Source organism: Pseudomonas sp. P9_35, from assembly GCF_034008205.1.
In the GTDB taxonomy this organism is placed as follows: Bacteria; Pseudomonadota; Gammaproteobacteria; order Pseudomonadales; family Pseudomonadaceae; genus Aquipseudomonas; species Aquipseudomonas kilonensis.
This window is the reverse complement of sequence record NZ_CP125373.1, coordinates 375045-390030: the sequence shown is the minus strand read 5'-3', so window position 1 is coordinate 390030 and position 14986 is coordinate 375045. Positions and strand designations below refer to the sequence as shown.

Below are 14986 nucleotides of genomic sequence, written 5' to 3'. Positions count from 1 at the left end.
GCTCATTTCTAAGCTTTATACAATCGAAGCAGTAGTGGTGGAGCCAAGCGGGATCGAACCGCTGACCTCCTGCGTGCAAGGCAGGCGCTCTCCCAGCTGAGCTATGGCCCCGTATTTCTACAGGCGTTTCCCACACAAAATTGGTGGGTCTGGGCAGATTCGAACTGCCGACCTCACCCTTATCAGGGGTGCGCTCTAACCAACTGAGCTACAGACCCAATTTCGGGCTGCTTCTTTCGTCTTCTTCAATGAATCAAGCAATTCGTGTGGGAGCTCATGAAGCAGCTGCGGTCGTCGATTAAGGAGGTGATCCAGCCGCAGGTTCCCCTACGGCTACCTTGTTACGACTTCACCCCAGTCATGAATCACACCGTGGTAACCGTCCCCCCGAAGGTTAGACTAGCTACTTCTGGTGCAACCCACTCCCATGGTGTGACGGGCGGTGTGTACAAGGCCCGGGAACGTATTCACCGCGACATTCTGATTCGCGATTACTAGCGATTCCGACTTCACGCAGTCGAGTTGCAGACTGCGATCCGGACTACGATCGGTTTTGTGGGATTAGCTCCACCTCGCGGCTTGGCAACCCTCTGTACCGACCATTGTAGCACGTGTGTAGCCCAGGCCGTAAGGGCCATGATGACTTGACGTCATCCCCACCTTCCTCCGGTTTGTCACCGGCAGTCTCCTTAGAGTGCCCACCATTACGTGCTGGTAACTAAGGACAAGGGTTGCGCTCGTTACGGGACTTAACCCAACATCTCACGACACGAGCTGACGACAGCCATGCAGCACCTGTCTCAATGTTCCCGAAGGCACCAATCCATCTCTGGAAAGTTCATTGGATGTCAAGGCCTGGTAAGGTTCTTCGCGTTGCTTCGAATTAAACCACATGCTCCACCGCTTGTGCGGGCCCCCGTCAATTCATTTGAGTTTTAACCTTGCGGCCGTACTCCCCAGGCGGTCAACTTAATGCGTTAGCTGCGCCACTAAGAGCTCAAGGCTCCCAACGGCTAGTTGACATCGTTTACGGCGTGGACTACCAGGGTATCTAATCCTGTTTGCTCCCCACGCTTTCGCACCTCAGTGTCAGTATCAGTCCAGGTGGTCGCCTTCGCCACTGGTGTTCCTTCCTATATCTACGCATTTCACCGCTACACAGGAAATTCCACCACCCTCTACCATACTCTAGCTCGACAGTTTTGAATGCAGTTCCCAGGTTGAGCCCGGGGATTTCACATCCAACTTAACGAACCACCTACGCGCGCTTTACGCCCAGTAATTCCGATTAACGCTTGCACCCTCTGTATTACCGCGGCTGCTGGCACAGAGTTAGCCGGTGCTTATTCTGTCGGTAACGTCAAAACACTAACGTATTAGGTTAATGCCCTTCCTCCCAACTTAAAGTGCTTTACAATCCGAAGACCTTCTTCACACACGCGGCATGGCTGGATCAGGCTTTCGCCCATTGTCCAATATTCCCCACTGCTGCCTCCCGTAGGAGTCTGGACCGTGTCTCAGTTCCAGTGTGACTGATCATCCTCTCAGACCAGTTACGGATCGTCGCCTTGGTGAGCCATTACCCCACCAACTAGCTAATCCGACCTAGGCTCATCTGATAGCGCAAGGCCCGAAGGTCCCCTGCTTTCTCCCGTAGGACGTATGCGGTATTAGCGTCCGTTTCCGAGCGTTATCCCCCACTACCAGGCAGATTCCTAGGCATTACTCACCCGTCCGCCGCTCTCAAGAGGTGCAAGCACCTCTCTACCGCTCGACTTGCATGTGTTAGGCCTGCCGCCAGCGTTCAATCTGAGCCATGATCAAACTCTTCAGTTCAAACATCTTTGGGTTTTGAGAAAACCCTAAACTTGGCTCAGCAATCGTTGGTTACATCTTTGATTTCTCGCGGAGTAACTTGTGATGCTGATAATCTGTTGACTAGCAGTCTGACTCCACAAGCACCCACACGAATTGCTTGATTCAGTTGTTAAAGAGCGGTTGGCTGAGTCTTTCGTCTCAACCGAGGCGCGCATTCTACAGCGCCCCGTGTATCTGTCAAGCGGTTATTTTCAGAAGTTTTCAAAGTTTCCTTTGCAACTTCAACCACTTGCGCTTCCGATCTCTCGTTAGCGGGAGGCGAATTCTACAGCGTTACTCGCTGCTGTCAACACCTCTTTTTCACCGCTTTCGACCGAGAAGATCGAACCGCCGATAGAGCCAAACAACACCGCTCTACCTGCTCCTTCCGGGCCTCGATGAACTGAAGCCCAACACCTTCGAAACTTACTTAACTCATTGAATCTCAAGGAGTTTTCCGTTTCGACTGCGCCGGAAGTGGGGCGAATTATAGACTTCCAGAATCTGCCGTCAACACCTTTTTTAGCTTTTCTATCAATAAGTTGCGCAACACTGGTAAACCCGCTGCTTTCGCCCTTAAGAACCGCCCTCTATATAGAAGAGAAGACTCAAAGAACCCCCGCCTCCCTGAACGCCATCACCGCGGCTTCGTCCAGCCCCAACACTCGCTGCAACACCTCCAACGTATGCTCCCCCAATAAAGGGGGCGCATTGCGATATTCCACCGGCGTCTCGGAGAGTCGAATCGGACTGGCCACCTGCGGCACGCTACCTGCCAGTACGTGAGGTAATTCCATCGCCAATCCACGCGCCTGCACCTGAGGATCGGCAAACACCTGGGCAAGGTCGTTGATTGGCCCACACGGCACGCCCGCCTGCTCCAATTGAGTCACCCACTCGGCAGTGGTCTTGAACACCGTCGCCTGGCGAATCAACGGAATCAACACCGCCCGATTCGCCACCCGCAGTTTGTTTGTGGCAAAACGCGGGTCGTCAGCCCACTGCGGTTGACCGGCAACCTCAGCGAACTTTCGGAACTGGCCGTCATTACCCACCGTAAGGATGAAATCGCCATCGGCGGTAGGAAAATCCTGATAGGGCACGATGTTCGGATGAGCATTGCCCAACCGCTTAGGCGCATTACCTGTGGTCAGGTAATTCATCGCCTGATTGGCCAGGCAAGCCACTTGAACATCCAGCAAGGCCATATCGATGTGCTGGCCGCCGCCGGCATGATCCCGATGAGCCAGCGCCGCCAAAATAGCAGCAATCGAATACAGCCCCGTGAGGATATCCGTCAGCGCGACCCCCACCTTCACCGGTCCCGCCCCGTCATCGCCCTCAGGGCGGCCAGTCAGGCTCATCAGCCCCCCCAGCCCCTGAATCATGAAGTCATACCCGGCACGCTTGGCATAAGGGCCCGTCTGGCCAAACCCAGTGATCGAGCAATAGATCAATTGCGGATTGATCGCCTTTAGCGACTCATAGTCCAGACCATAAGCCGCGAGCCCGCCAACCTTGAAGTTCTCGATCAGGATGTCGGACTTGGCCGCCAGCTCTCGCACCAGCCGCTGCCCCTCTGGACGCGTGAAATCGATGGTCACCGACTGCTTGTTGCGATTGGCCGACAGATAATAAGCAGCCTCGGTCGTGTTCTCGCCTCGGGCATCCTTCAGGAAAGGCGGCCCCCAGGCGCGCGTGTCGTCACCATTGCCGGGACGCTCGACCTTGATGACATCAGCCCCCAGGTCCGCCAGGATCTGTCCGGCCCACGGCCCGGCCAGGACCCTCGATAAATCCAATACCCGCAGATGCGAAAGCGCGCCCATGAGCGTTCCCCTATTAATAGAACGCCTGGATACCGGTTTGCGCACGCCCCAGGATCAGAGCATGAACGTCGTGCGTACCTTCGTAGGTGTTTACGACTTCCAGGTTCACGAGATGACGAGCGATGCCGAACTCATCGGAAATACCGTTGCCGCCCAGCATGTCCCTCGCCATGCGAGCGATATCCAGGGATTTGCCGCACGAGTTGCGCTTCATGATCGAAGTGATCTCGACCGCCGCGGTACCCTCATCTTTCATACGCCCCAGGCGCAAGCATCCCTGCAGGGCCAGCGTGATTTCGGTCTGCATGTCGGCCAGCTTCTTCTGAATCAACTGATTGGCAGCCAGCGGACGCCCAAACTGCTGGCGGTCCAGCGTGTACTGGCGAGCGGTATGCCAGCAGAACTCAGCGGCTCCCAAGGCCCCCCAGGAGATGCCATAACGCGCCGAGTTCAGGCAGGTAAACGGGCCCTTCAGGCCACGGACATCCGGGAAGATGTTCTCTTCCGGAACGAATACGTTGTCCATCACGATTTCGCCAGTAATGGAGGCGCGCAGGCCGACCTTGCCATGAATAGCTGGCGCACTCAGCCCCTTCCAGCCCTTCTCAAGGACGAAGCCGCGGATGTCGCCAGCGTCGTCCTTACCCCAGACGACAAAGACGTCGGCGATCGGACTGTTGGTAATCCACATTTTGCTACCCGTCAGGCTGTAGCCACCTTCCACTTTGCGCGCACGAGTAATCATCGCGCCCGGGTCGGAACCATGGTTCGGCTCGGTCAGACCAAAGCAACCGATCCATTCACCAGACGCCAGCTTCGGCAGATACTTCTGTTTTTGCGCCTCGGTACCGAATTCATTGATCGGCACCATGACCAGCGAGGACTGCACACTCATCATCGAGCGATAACCGGAGTCGACGCGCTCGACTTCACGAGCGATCAGGCCATAGCTGACGTAATTCAGCCCGCTGCCGCCGTACTGTTCAGGAATGGTTGCCCCCAGCAGGCCGACTTCACCCATCTCGCGGAAAATCGCCGGGTCGGTCTTTTCATGGCGGAACGCTTCCAGCACCCGCGGCGCGAGCTTCTGCTGGGCGAACTGCTCAGCAGTGTCGCGGATCATGCGTTCTTCTTCGGTGAGCTGCTGATCCAGCAACAATGGATCGATCCAGTTGAAGCTCGCTTTACCGGCCATGAAAGAGTCCTCGCCAATTAAATGAAAATCGTGGATTGATCCTAGGCGCGGTTTCCTACAAGGGCAAACGAGGATTGCGCACTATCTTGTGCTAGTTTCTCACTCCGTAAACGCCATAAACCCCGTTTATGTCGATATTGAGTGAGGCTTGCGTACATGCGCCGTAAAATCCCCAGCACCACCGCCCTGATCAGTTTCGAAGCAGCTGCACGCCATGAGAGCTTCACCAAGGCGGCGCACGAGCTTTCTCTTACGCAAGGCGCTATCTGCCGACAGATCGCCAGCCTGGAAGACTTCCTCAGCGTGGAGCTTTTCCGCCGCTCACGTCGAGGCGTCAAACTGACCGAAGCCGGCCTTTCCTACAGCCGTCGAGTTGCCACCCAACTGGACGCCGTCGAGCGCGACGCTCTTTCAGTGATGGGGCATACCGGTGCGAACGTGATCGAACTGGCCGTGGTTCCAACCTTCGGCACTCAATGGCTGCTACCACGCCTCAAGGATTTCCAGCAGCAGCATCCGGAAGTCACCGTCAACCTGACCAACCGCACACGGCCCTTTCTCTTCGCGGACACAGAGTTTGATGCCGCCATCTATTTTGGTGATGCGGACTGGTCCGGTACCGAATCCCACAAGCTGATGGGAGAAAATCCGATGCCAGTATGCAGCCCTACCTTACTGGGCGGCCGGACGAGCCTGACACCTGAGGCCATCGCCGAATTGCCCTTGCTCCAGCAGACCACTCGCCCGTATGCGTGGCGCCAGTGGTTCAACGCCCAGAACCTGAACATTGCACGAGACCTGACAGGCCCGCGTTATGAACTATTCTCCATGCTTGCCCAGGCGGCCATGCACGACATGGGCATTGCGCTGATTCCGCCCTTCTTGATCCAGCGCGAGCTTGCAGAGAAACGACTGGTCGTAGCCAACCGCAGCGCGCTATCGAGCATCAAGGCCTACTACCTGATGATTCCAGAACGAAAGGTCGAATCCGCCTCTCTCCGAGCTTTTCGTGACTGGCTCGTGAAGCAGGCCACTGGCTATCTACTTGATTAAAAAGGAAAAACCCAAAGCTTACTTAGGTAGTCAACTAACAAAGGTCGCTACAGATATAAGTTTATGTCGCATTCAGTCAATCTGTTATGAAGCCCGTGCAGTAGTCTCCAAAGCGTTTAAATACATGGCTTTGAGCCATATTGCGCAACACATCAGGGCCTATTCATCTGGCCGATGGGAAAAGTTGTCAATTTGAACCTGAATCCTTGGAAAGCACGGCCCACAAGGGATGCCGATCGATAATTGCGACATTCGGTCACAGGGTGACTTGTAGTTAATTTTCCGTCACCCGTCATAATCCCTTGAAGGGCTGAATTTTCGCCTGCAAAATGCCGCGCCCCGCCTGGTTTGGCGGGATCGTGCTGATCGGCCGCCCCAGCCGCACCATCCGAAGTGCCTGGGTTTACTCAATAAGATCACGCAGGAGATTTGACGTGCACATTGGTGTTCCCCTCGAAACCCAAACGGGTGAAACACGGGTTGCTGCTACCCCGGAAACCATCAAGAAGTTGATCGGCCAAGGCCATAAAGTCACTGTTCAAAGCGGCGCCGGCATCAAGGCCAGCGTTATCGACAGTGCCTATGAGGCAGCGGGCGCAAGCATTGGCAGTGCCAGTGATGCACTCGGGGCCGAGCTGATCCTCAAGGTGGTTGCCCCCAGCGACAGCGAACTGGCGCTGATCAAGAGCGGCACCGTTCTGGTGGGCATGCTCAATCCGTTCAACAACGAAACCATCGCCAAGCTGGCCGAACGCGGTATTACCGCTTTCGCCCTTGAGGCCGCGCCACGTACCTCCCGTGCCCAAAGCCTGGATGTGCTGTCGTCTCAAGCGAACATTGCCGGCTATAAAGCCGTGCTGCTGGCCGCCCACCACTACCCGCGCTTCATGCCGATGCTGATGACCGCCGCAGGCACCGTGAAAGCGGCGCGCGTGCTGATTCTCGGGGCAGGCGTGGCCGGGTTGCAGGCGATAGCCACGGCCAAGCGCCTGGGTGCGGTGATTGAAGCCTCGGATGTGCGTCCGGCGGTCAAGGAACAAATCGAATCCCTCGGTGCCAAGTTCGTCGACGTGCCTTACGAAACCGACGAAGAGCGTGAATGCGCCGTCGGCGTCGGCGGTTACGCCCGGCCGATGCCGGCCAGCTGGATGCAGCGCCAGGCCCAGGCCGTGCACGAGCGCGCCAAGCAGGCGGACATCGTCATCACCACCGCACTGATTCCGGGCCGCAAGGCACCGACGCTGCTGAGTGCCGAAACTGTCGCGCAGATGAAACCCGGCTCGGTGGTCATCGACCTCGCGGCAGCCCAGGGCGGTAACTGCCCGCTGACCGTGGCCGACCAGGTCGTGATCGAGAATGGCGTGACCATTTGCGGTCCGACCAACCTGGCCGGTGAAGTCGCGGCAGACGCCTCGGCGCTGTACGCCCGCAACCTGCTGGACTTCCTGAAGCTGGTCTTCACCAAGGAAGGTCAGTTCGACGTGAACCTGGAAGACGACATCGTTGCCGCGTGCCTGATGTGCCGCGACGGCCAAGTCATCCGCAAAAACGCCTAAGCAGGGATTCAGACAATGGAAGAGCTTATCTCCCCCGGTATCTACAACCTGATCATCTTTGTGCTGGCAATTTATGTCGGTTATCACGTGGTCTGGAACGTAACACCCGCGCTGCACACGCCGTTGATGGCGGTAACCAACGCCATTTCGGCGATCGTGATCGTCGGCGCCATGCTCGCTGCCGCGCTGACCGTAACGCCTCTGGGCAAGACCATGGGAACCCTCGCCGTGGCCCTGGCCGCGGTCAACGTATTCGGTGGCTTCCTGGTGACGCGCCGCATGCTTGAGATGTTCAAGAAAAAAGCCCCGAAAGCCGTAAAAGAAGAGGCGCCCAAGTAATGAGCATGAACCTGGTAACGACGCTCTACCTGATCGCGTCGATCTGCTTCATCCAGGCCCTCAAAGGCCTGTCGCACCCCACCACCTCACGCCGTGGCAACCTGTTCGGCATGCTCGGCATGGCGCTGGCGGTGCTCACCACTGTGGGCCTCATCTATAAGCTCGGTGCCGAGCTGGCAACTGCCGGCATCGGCTACGTCGTCGTCGGCCTGCTGATCGGCGGCACCGCCGGCTCAGTCATGGCCAAGCGCGTCGAGATGACCAAGATGCCGGAGCTGGTGGCATTCATGCACAGCATGATCGGCCTGGCGGCGGTGTTCATTGCTGTCGCAGCAGTCGTCGAGCCGCAATCCCTGGGCATCGTCAAGCAACTGGGTGATTCGATTCCGGCCGGTAACCGCCTGGAACTGTTCCTCGGCGCAGCCATTGGTGCAATTACCTTCTCCGGTTCGGTGATCGCCTTTGGCAAGCTCTCGGGCAAGTACAAGTTCCGTCTGTTCCAGGGCGCACCGGTACAGTTTGGTGGCCAGCACAAGCTCAACCTGATCCTGGGCCTGGCAACGCTGGGCCTGGGCCTGACCTTCATGTTCACTGGCAACCTCGGCGCGTTCGCCTTGATGCTGGCCCTGGCGTTTGTACTGGGCGTGCTGATCATCATCCCGATCGGCGGCGCGGACATGCCGGTGGTGGTCTCGATGCTCAACAGCTATTCCGGCTGGGCCGCAGCGGGCATTGGCTTCTCGCTGAACAACTCGATGCTGATCATCGCCGGTTCGCTGGTAGGTTCGAGCGGTGCGATCCTGTCGTACATCATGTGCAAGGCGATGAACCGTTCGTTCTTCAACGTGTTGCTCGGCGGTTTCGGCAACACAGCAGATGCTGCTGGCCCGGCTGGCTCCAAAGAAGCCCGCCCAGTGAAATCTGGCTCGGCTGACGACGCGACCTTCCTGCTGACCAACGCCGACACGGTGATCATCGTCCCGGGCTACGGCCTGGCGGTGGCACGGGCGCAGCACGCGCTGAAAGAACTGACCGAGAAGCTGACCCACCACGGCGTAACCGTCAAATACGCGATCCACCCGGTGGCCGGTCGCATGCCTGGGCACATGAACGTGCTGCTGGCCGAGGCCGAAGTGCCTTACGACCAGGTCTTCGAGATGGAGGACATCAACTCCGAGTTCGGCCAGGCCGATGTGGTGCTGGTGTTGGGCGCCAACGACGTGGTCAACCCGGCGGCGAAGAACGATCCGAAGTCGCCGATTGCCGGCATGCCGATCCTCGAGGCCTTCAAGGCCAAGACCATCATCGTCAACAAGCGCTCGATGGCCAGCGGCTATGCGGGCCTGGACAACGAGCTGTTCTATCTCGACAAGACCATGATGGTGTTCGGTGACGCCAAGAAGGTCATCGAGGACATGGTCAAAGCAGTGGAATAACGCTCACGGCTTCGCCATCAACGCCCCGACTCGTCGGGGCGTTTTGATTTGTATCAAGGCCTAACGTTACCGATCCGGTAATAATGTTTTGCCTGAAACGCCCGTAATAGAGGCCCTAAATGCGACCTTTGTAGCGGGTCGGGCACCGCGCGAATTCACTAGACTGCGCATCTTGCTTTCCAGCCCGAGATAACAACCTATGTACCGTGATCGCATCCGCTTGCCTTCGTTATTGAATAAAGTGATGGGTGCTGCCGAAGCAGCCTTGTTGATTCAGGACGGCATGACCGTCGGCATGAGCGGCTTTACCCGCGCCGGAGAAGCGAAAGCAGTGCCCCACGCCCTGGCTGAGCGCGCCAAAGTCACTCCGCTGAAAATCAGCCTGATGACGGGTGCGAGCCTGGGTAACGACCTCGACAAGGAACTCACCGAGGCCGGCGTGCTGGCTCGACGCATGCCATTCCAGGTCGACAGCACGTTGCGCAAAGCGATCAACGCAGGCGAGGTGATGTTCATCGACCAGCATCTCTCGGAAACCGTTGAACAACTGCGCAACGGCCAACTCAAGCTGCCCGACATTGCCGTGATCGAAGCGGTGGCCATCACCGAGCAAGGGCATATCGTACCGACCACATCGGTAGGTAACTCGGCCAGTTTCGCCATCTTCGCTCGGCAAGTGATCATCGAGATCAACATGGCCCACAACCCGAACCTGGAAGGGCTGCACGACATCTATATCCCGACTTATCGCCCGACCCGCACCCCCATCCCCCTGGTGAAAGTCGACGACCGTATTGGCAGCCCCGCCATCCCGATCCCGCCGGAAAAAATTGCCGCCATTGTCATCACCAACCAAGGGGACTCGCCTTCGACCGTCGCGCCTCCAGACAGCGACACCCAGACCATCGCCGATCACCTGATCGACTTCTTCAAACAGGAAGTTGCAGCCGGGCGCATGACCAACAAGCTTGGACCGTTGCAGGCCGGGATTGGCAACATCGCCAACGCCGTGATGTGCGGGCTGATCGATTCCCCGTTCGAAGACCTGACCATGTATTCCGAGGTCCTGCAGGACTCGACATTTGACTTGATCGACGCTGGCAAGCTGAGCTTCGCCTCCGGCAGCTCTATCACGCTGTCGAGTCGACGCAACGCCGATGTATTCGGAAACCTGGAAAGATATAAGGACAAACTGGTCCTGCGCCCGCAGGAAATCTCCAACCATCCCGAAGTCGTACGCCGCCTCGGCATCATTGGTATCAACACCGCGCTGGAGTTCGACCTCTACGGCAACGTCAACTCCACCCACATCTGCGGCACTCGGATGATGAATGGCATTGGCGGTTCGGGGGATTTCGCCCGCAACGCCCACTTGGCGATTTTCGTCACCAAGTCGATTGCCAAGGGCGGCGCCATTTCCAGTGTCGTGCCAATGGTCAGCCATGTGGACCATACCGAACACGATGTCGACATCCTGGTGACCGAGATCGGCCTGGCCGACCTGCGTGGCCTGGCGCCAAGGGAGCGGGCACGGGTGGTCATCGACAACTGCGTGCACCCGTCCTACCGCCAAGCGTTGAATGATTATTTCGAAGCCGCGTGCGCCCTGGGTGGGCATACCCCGCATATCCTGCGCGATGCACTGAGTTGGCACGTCAACCTCGAAGAAACCGGGCGCATGTTGGCCGTCTGATACAGCTGGATCACCGCTATCGCAAATACAGTTTTGATTGAAGGCCGTCACTCGAGCCTGATGCGACAAAAACTGTACTGCTGTACCGGTGTTTTCTTACAGTCTTTTCCCACAAAACATCGGACACTCACCTAAAACGCACCAATATCGTGCAGACAAGTACAGTTGCTTCAATATTGACCAGTACACCGCTCTTTAACAGTTAACTGGTCTCTCACAATACAGGTGAACTGTATCTAGAGAGACTGGCCAAACGAGAGGATCATGGGCACCAGTTAAACCACTACCTAATCCCGCCACAAGCGGAAGGATGTCAACCATGGAACGTACACTCAGTTCCGAGCTGTTTTTCGAAGACAAAGCTGAAAAAAACCAGGCTTCCCTGCCTCTTCGTGTTATCGCTAACCTGATGTTGTGGCAGCGCCGCATCGCCAGCCGCCACCAACTGGCTCGTCTGGATTCGCGCCTGCTGGCTGACGCCGGTATCAGCGAAGCACAACGTTACGAAGAGCTGAGCAAGCCGTTCTGGCGCTAACTCAGCGTCGCTGGCCCTGACCCACCGGGTCCACCGCCAGCACCGAATTGAACAAACAAGACCCGTCGCGGGAAACCGCGACGGGTCTTGTCGTTTCCGGGCCCGTTTTTTTGGAAGACCGGAGAGAGATAACAGTTTCGTATAATTCAAAAACATACCAGTACAGTTCATCTTGAGCCGCCGCACCCAATGCGGGCATCATGCTGCCGATGACCATCGCAAAGGCTGTCAGCCAACGCGTTCTGTCCTAATATCGATGCGAACGTGGCGAAGCGAGTCGAGCATGCGTCTCTTCTTCCAGCTACACGCACCGGCATCACCTCATCCTTCAAGGAGTTTCCTCATGATCCGTCTTCGCCTGCTCAGCGCAGTTGCCCTGCTGGCCGTAGCCGCCCACTCCAACGCCAGCAGCTTTATCGTCACCACTGACTCCATTGTCGGCGCACTCAAGGCCTCGTCCGACGCGACCTCCGATGCAACCTCGTCATTGCGGGACAACAAGATCGTTCAAGCCGCCCGTGATGACGCTGCCAGCTTCGTGGCCAGCGAAGGCGCCATCCGTGGTGTGAAACTGGAAAGTGCCCTGGATTACATCCGCCAGCAGGCACCACAGCTCAACGCCACCGATGCACAACTGGCCCAGGCCATCCTGGTGATCTGATGCAACATGAAACATCGGGCACCAAATGGTGTTCCGATGTTTCAACGCTGGCTCTGGTCCGCAGGTTTGCGCTAGCCTTCGGGCTCGCCATCAACCGTCGAGTCCCATGCGTTTTTACTCAGATCTGTTCATCGCGTCTTTCTTCGTAGTTTTTTGCTGGTCTGTTCCGGCCCATGCTTTCGATGTGTCCACCCAGCAAGTGGTGCTCAGCGGCTATGCCACGAGCATGGTGACCTCTGCGCCCTTCGACCATAAACTGATCGTCGCCGCTCACGATGACGCTGCGGCCTTCATTGCCAGCGACGGGCAGTTGCGAGGTGCACAACTGGAATCGGCCCTGGATTACCTGCGCCGGACCCAGCCAAAACTTCACGTCAGCGACCTTGAACTGGCACAAGCAATTCTCGTCCAATAGTTATCCTTATTTCTCCGGAGTCGTTCCATGCGTAGCCCGCTGATTGCTGCCGCCCTAGGCCTGCTGGTGTTGGCCGATGTGGCCCAGGCACATACCCTGGTAGCCACCAGTAACATCATCGTTCGCGCTTCCCAGCGCACGATTGATTTCACTTCCGACACCACCACCTCCATCCGTGATTCGAAAATCGTCCGCGAAGCCCACGACGATGCGGCCAGTTTTGTCGCCAGCAATGGTGAAATTCGTGGCGCTCATCTCGAGGCCGCCTTCGACACCTTGCGCACCCGCGTGCCGGAAGCCCGCGACGCCAGTGACCAGGTTCTCGCCGAAGCCATCCTCGCATTGTGAGGCGGTTCGCCGCCTGGCTGGCGGCCGGGGTCTTGCTGCTCACGGGCAGCATGGCCCAGGCCGGCCTGCAACTGCACCTCAACACCGAAGGGCTGAGCCCGGCGCAACAGCAGGCCAGCCAGGCGCTGCTCGATGAAGCCATGCAGGCGCTGCCGCCGCGCTTCATCGAGCAGCTGGACCGACGCATCAACGTCGGCTGGACCGACCAGATGCCGGCCAACGCCTACGGCCAGGCCTCGCTGGTGTCGCAACTGGACCTCAACAGCAACCTGCTCGACAGCCTTGTCGACGGTAGCGCCGCGACGCAAAAGACCCATCGCCCCCACGGCACCGTGCGACGGGAAATGCTCGCCACCGTCCTGCACGAACTGACCCACATTTATGACCGCTCGCGTCTATGGCCAGATGCCGAGCGTGCGCTGATCCAGCGTTGCACTCGACGCAACAGCAGCGCCGGCTTGATCGGCCTTCCCGATGAATGCCGGGGCCAGAACGACCGCCGCTTCACCCTCAGCGATGATCCTCGGTTGCTGGACCTCGCCGGCTGGCCACAATACGTCGGCCGGCGCGGTGAGCGGGAACAGCACAACCGCCAAGTCGCCCGCAGCCCGGATCTCTATGAAACGAGCAGCCCCAAAGAGTTCGTCGCGGTCAACATGGAGTACTTTCTCCTCGACCCGAGCTACGCCTGCCGACGCCCCGCCCTGTATCGCTATTACCAGGAACACTTCGGCTGGGCACCCGCCGCCAAGGACTCCTGCGCCAAATCGTTCGCGTTCCTCAACGCCGGCAACGACTTCGCCAAGACGCCACTGGGCAAGGTCGATCCCGAGCGGGTCTATGCCATTGATTACCTGCTGGCCGAAGCCAACCAGAACTGGGTGAGCCGCTGGGGCCACAGCATGCTCCGGCTGGTGATCTGCGCACCGGGTCGCCCACGTGGCCCGGACTGCCGACTGGATCTGGACCAACACCTGGTGCTGTCGTACCGCGCCTTCGTCGGCGATGTGCAGCTGTCGAGTTGGGACGGGCTGGTCGGCAAATACCCGTCGCGCCTGTTCGTATTGCCGTTGGCCCAGGTGATCGATGAATACACCAAGACCGAGCTGCGCAGCCTGGCATCGGTGCCGCTGAACCTGTCGCGCACCGAGATCGAGGAGACAGTCGAGCACGCCGCCGAAATGCATTGGAGCTACGACGGCAACTACTACTTCCTGTCCAATAACTGCGCCGTGGAAAGCTTGAAGCTGCTGCGCAGCGGCAGCAATAACGCGCAGCTCAACGGCCTGGACAGCATCATGCCCAACGGCTTGCTGGAAGTCCTCAAGGGCCGGGGCCTGGCGGATACCAGCGTGCTGGATGATCCCAAGGAAGCCTTGCGCCTGGGCTACCGATTCGACTCATTCCGCGAGCGGTACCAGGCGATGTTCGATGTGCTGAGGAAGTATCTGCCGATCAAGCAGCAAACGGTGGAAGACTGGCTGGCCCTGGACGCCGCCGAACGCCGCGCCTGGTTCGAACAGGCCGACCTGCGCACCAGCGCGGCGCTGTTGCTGCTGGAACAGGCCAGTTATCGTCGGCAACTGCTGTTGGCGCAGGATGAAGTCAAACAGCGTTATCTCGGAGCCCGTGAATTGCAGAATGGCGGCATGGAAAGGGCTAACGCGACGCTGCAGCAGATCCTCGCCAACAGCGGCTTCCTGAGCCGTCCGGCAGAACTGCTGGGCAGCAGCGGCTACGGCTTGCCGCAACCCAGCGAGTGGCAACGCTTGGAATCGGAAAGCAGCTTGCGTCAGAAACAGCTTCAAACGCTGACAGGCGACCTGGACAAGGAAGTCCGGGCATTGCTTGAGCCGAGTCGCGCCGCTGAAATTGCTGCCAGCGAGGCCAATGTGAAAGCGGTCGGCGAGCATTTGCGCAAACTGCACAAGGCCGGGGGCGGGTTGGAGTTGCCCTGATCCCATTGTGACGAGGGTGCTTGCTCCCGCTGGGTCTGTAGGAGCTGACGAGCGAAGCGAGGCTGCGATCTTTTCACTGCCCATTGAGTCTGGAGCGGAAGATCAAAAGAT

12 protein-coding genes, 2 tRNA genes and 1 rRNA gene are annotated in these 14986 nt (G+C 58.2%); 10 read left to right on the top strand and 5 right to left on the bottom strand.

Annotation, left to right across the window (positions count from 1 at the left end; translation table 11 throughout):
• Nucleotides 1-35: 35 nt before the first annotated feature.
• The 5 genes from QMK47_RS01735 to QMK47_RS01715 form a co-directional block, all read right to left on the bottom strand.
• Nucleotides 36-111 (bottom strand) — tRNA-Ala (locus QMK47_RS01735).
• 30 nt (nt 112-141) lie between these two features.
• Nucleotides 142-218, bottom strand: a tRNA-Ile gene (locus QMK47_RS01730).
• Between the two features lie 81 nt (nt 219-299).
• Nucleotides 300-1836: ribosomal RNA gene (locus tag QMK47_RS01725) — 16S ribosomal RNA — on the bottom strand.
• 629 nt (nt 1837-2465) lie between these two features.
• Entirely contained in the window at nt 2466-3686 is a 1221-nt protein-coding gene (locus tag QMK47_RS01720; protein WP_320389719.1) for a CaiB/BaiF CoA-transferase family protein, read from the bottom strand.
• Nucleotides 3687-3699: 13 nt separating this feature from the next.
• The gene (locus QMK47_RS01715) at nt 3700-4881 is read right to left on the bottom strand and encodes an acyl-CoA dehydrogenase (RefSeq protein WP_014335919.1); all 1182 of its coding nucleotides are present in this window, start codon (nt 4879-4881) and stop codon (nt 3700-3702) included.
• Nucleotides 4882-5037: 156 nt separating this feature from the next.
• Here QMK47_RS01715 and QMK47_RS01710 point away from each other — a divergent pair, with 156 nt between their 5' ends.
• From QMK47_RS01710 to QMK47_RS01665, 10 genes are all read left to right on the top strand, one after another.
• On the top strand, nt 5038-5934 hold the full coding sequence (locus tag QMK47_RS01710; protein WP_214511220.1) for a LysR family transcriptional regulator: 897 nt from the start codon (nt 5038-5040) through the stop codon (nt 5932-5934).
• A 434-nt stretch (nt 5935-6368) separates the two neighbouring features.
• Nucleotides 6369-7490, top strand: coding sequence for a Re/Si-specific NAD(P)(+) transhydrogenase subunit alpha (locus QMK47_RS01705; protein WP_258690136.1), 1122 nt, complete (start codon nt 6369-6371; stop codon nt 7488-7490).
• A gap of 15 nt (nt 7491-7505) precedes the next feature.
• Nucleotides 7506-7829, top strand: coding sequence for an NAD(P) transhydrogenase subunit alpha (locus tag QMK47_RS01700; RefSeq protein WP_003187010.1), 324 nt, complete (start codon nt 7506-7508; stop codon nt 7827-7829).
• Nucleotides 7829-9265 carry an NAD(P)(+) transhydrogenase (Re/Si-specific) subunit beta gene (locus QMK47_RS01695; RefSeq protein WP_320389718.1) on the top strand — a complete coding sequence of 479 codons (1437 nt, stop codon included), beginning with the start codon at nt 7829-7831 and terminating at the stop codon, nt 9263-9265. The genes QMK47_RS01700 and QMK47_RS01695 overlap by 1 nt, the downstream gene beginning before the upstream one ends.
• Before the next feature lie 199 nt (nt 9266-9464).
• A complete protein-coding gene (locus QMK47_RS01690) occupies nt 9465-10958 on the top strand; it encodes an acetyl-CoA hydrolase/transferase family protein (RefSeq protein WP_320389717.1) in 1494 nt (497 codons plus the stop codon).
• A gap of 319 nt (nt 10959-11277) precedes the next feature.
• Entirely contained in the window at nt 11278-11493 is a 216-nt protein-coding gene (locus QMK47_RS01685; protein ID WP_003187014.1) for a DUF1127 domain-containing protein, read from the top strand.
• Between the two features lie 343 nt (nt 11494-11836).
• Entirely contained in the window at nt 11837-12154 is a 318-nt protein-coding gene (locus QMK47_RS01680; RefSeq protein WP_212798431.1) for a DUF2388 domain-containing protein, read from the top strand.
• A gap of 106 nt (nt 12155-12260) precedes the next feature.
• Nucleotides 12261-12569 (top strand): DUF2388 domain-containing protein, encoded by a 309-nt coding sequence (locus QMK47_RS01675; RefSeq protein ID WP_253470737.1) that lies wholly within the window; start codon nt 12261-12263, stop codon nt 12567-12569.
• A gap of 27 nt (nt 12570-12596) precedes the next feature.
• On the top strand, nt 12597-12917 hold the full coding sequence (locus QMK47_RS01670) for a DUF2388 domain-containing protein (RefSeq protein WP_003187020.1): 321 nt from the start codon (nt 12597-12599) through the stop codon (nt 12915-12917).
• Entirely contained in the window at nt 12914-14875 is a 1962-nt protein-coding gene (locus tag QMK47_RS01665; RefSeq protein WP_320389716.1) for a DUF4105 domain-containing protein, read from the top strand. Before QMK47_RS01670 ends, QMK47_RS01665 begins: the two co-directional genes overlap by 4 nt.
• Nucleotides 14876-14986 lie beyond the last annotated feature (111 nt).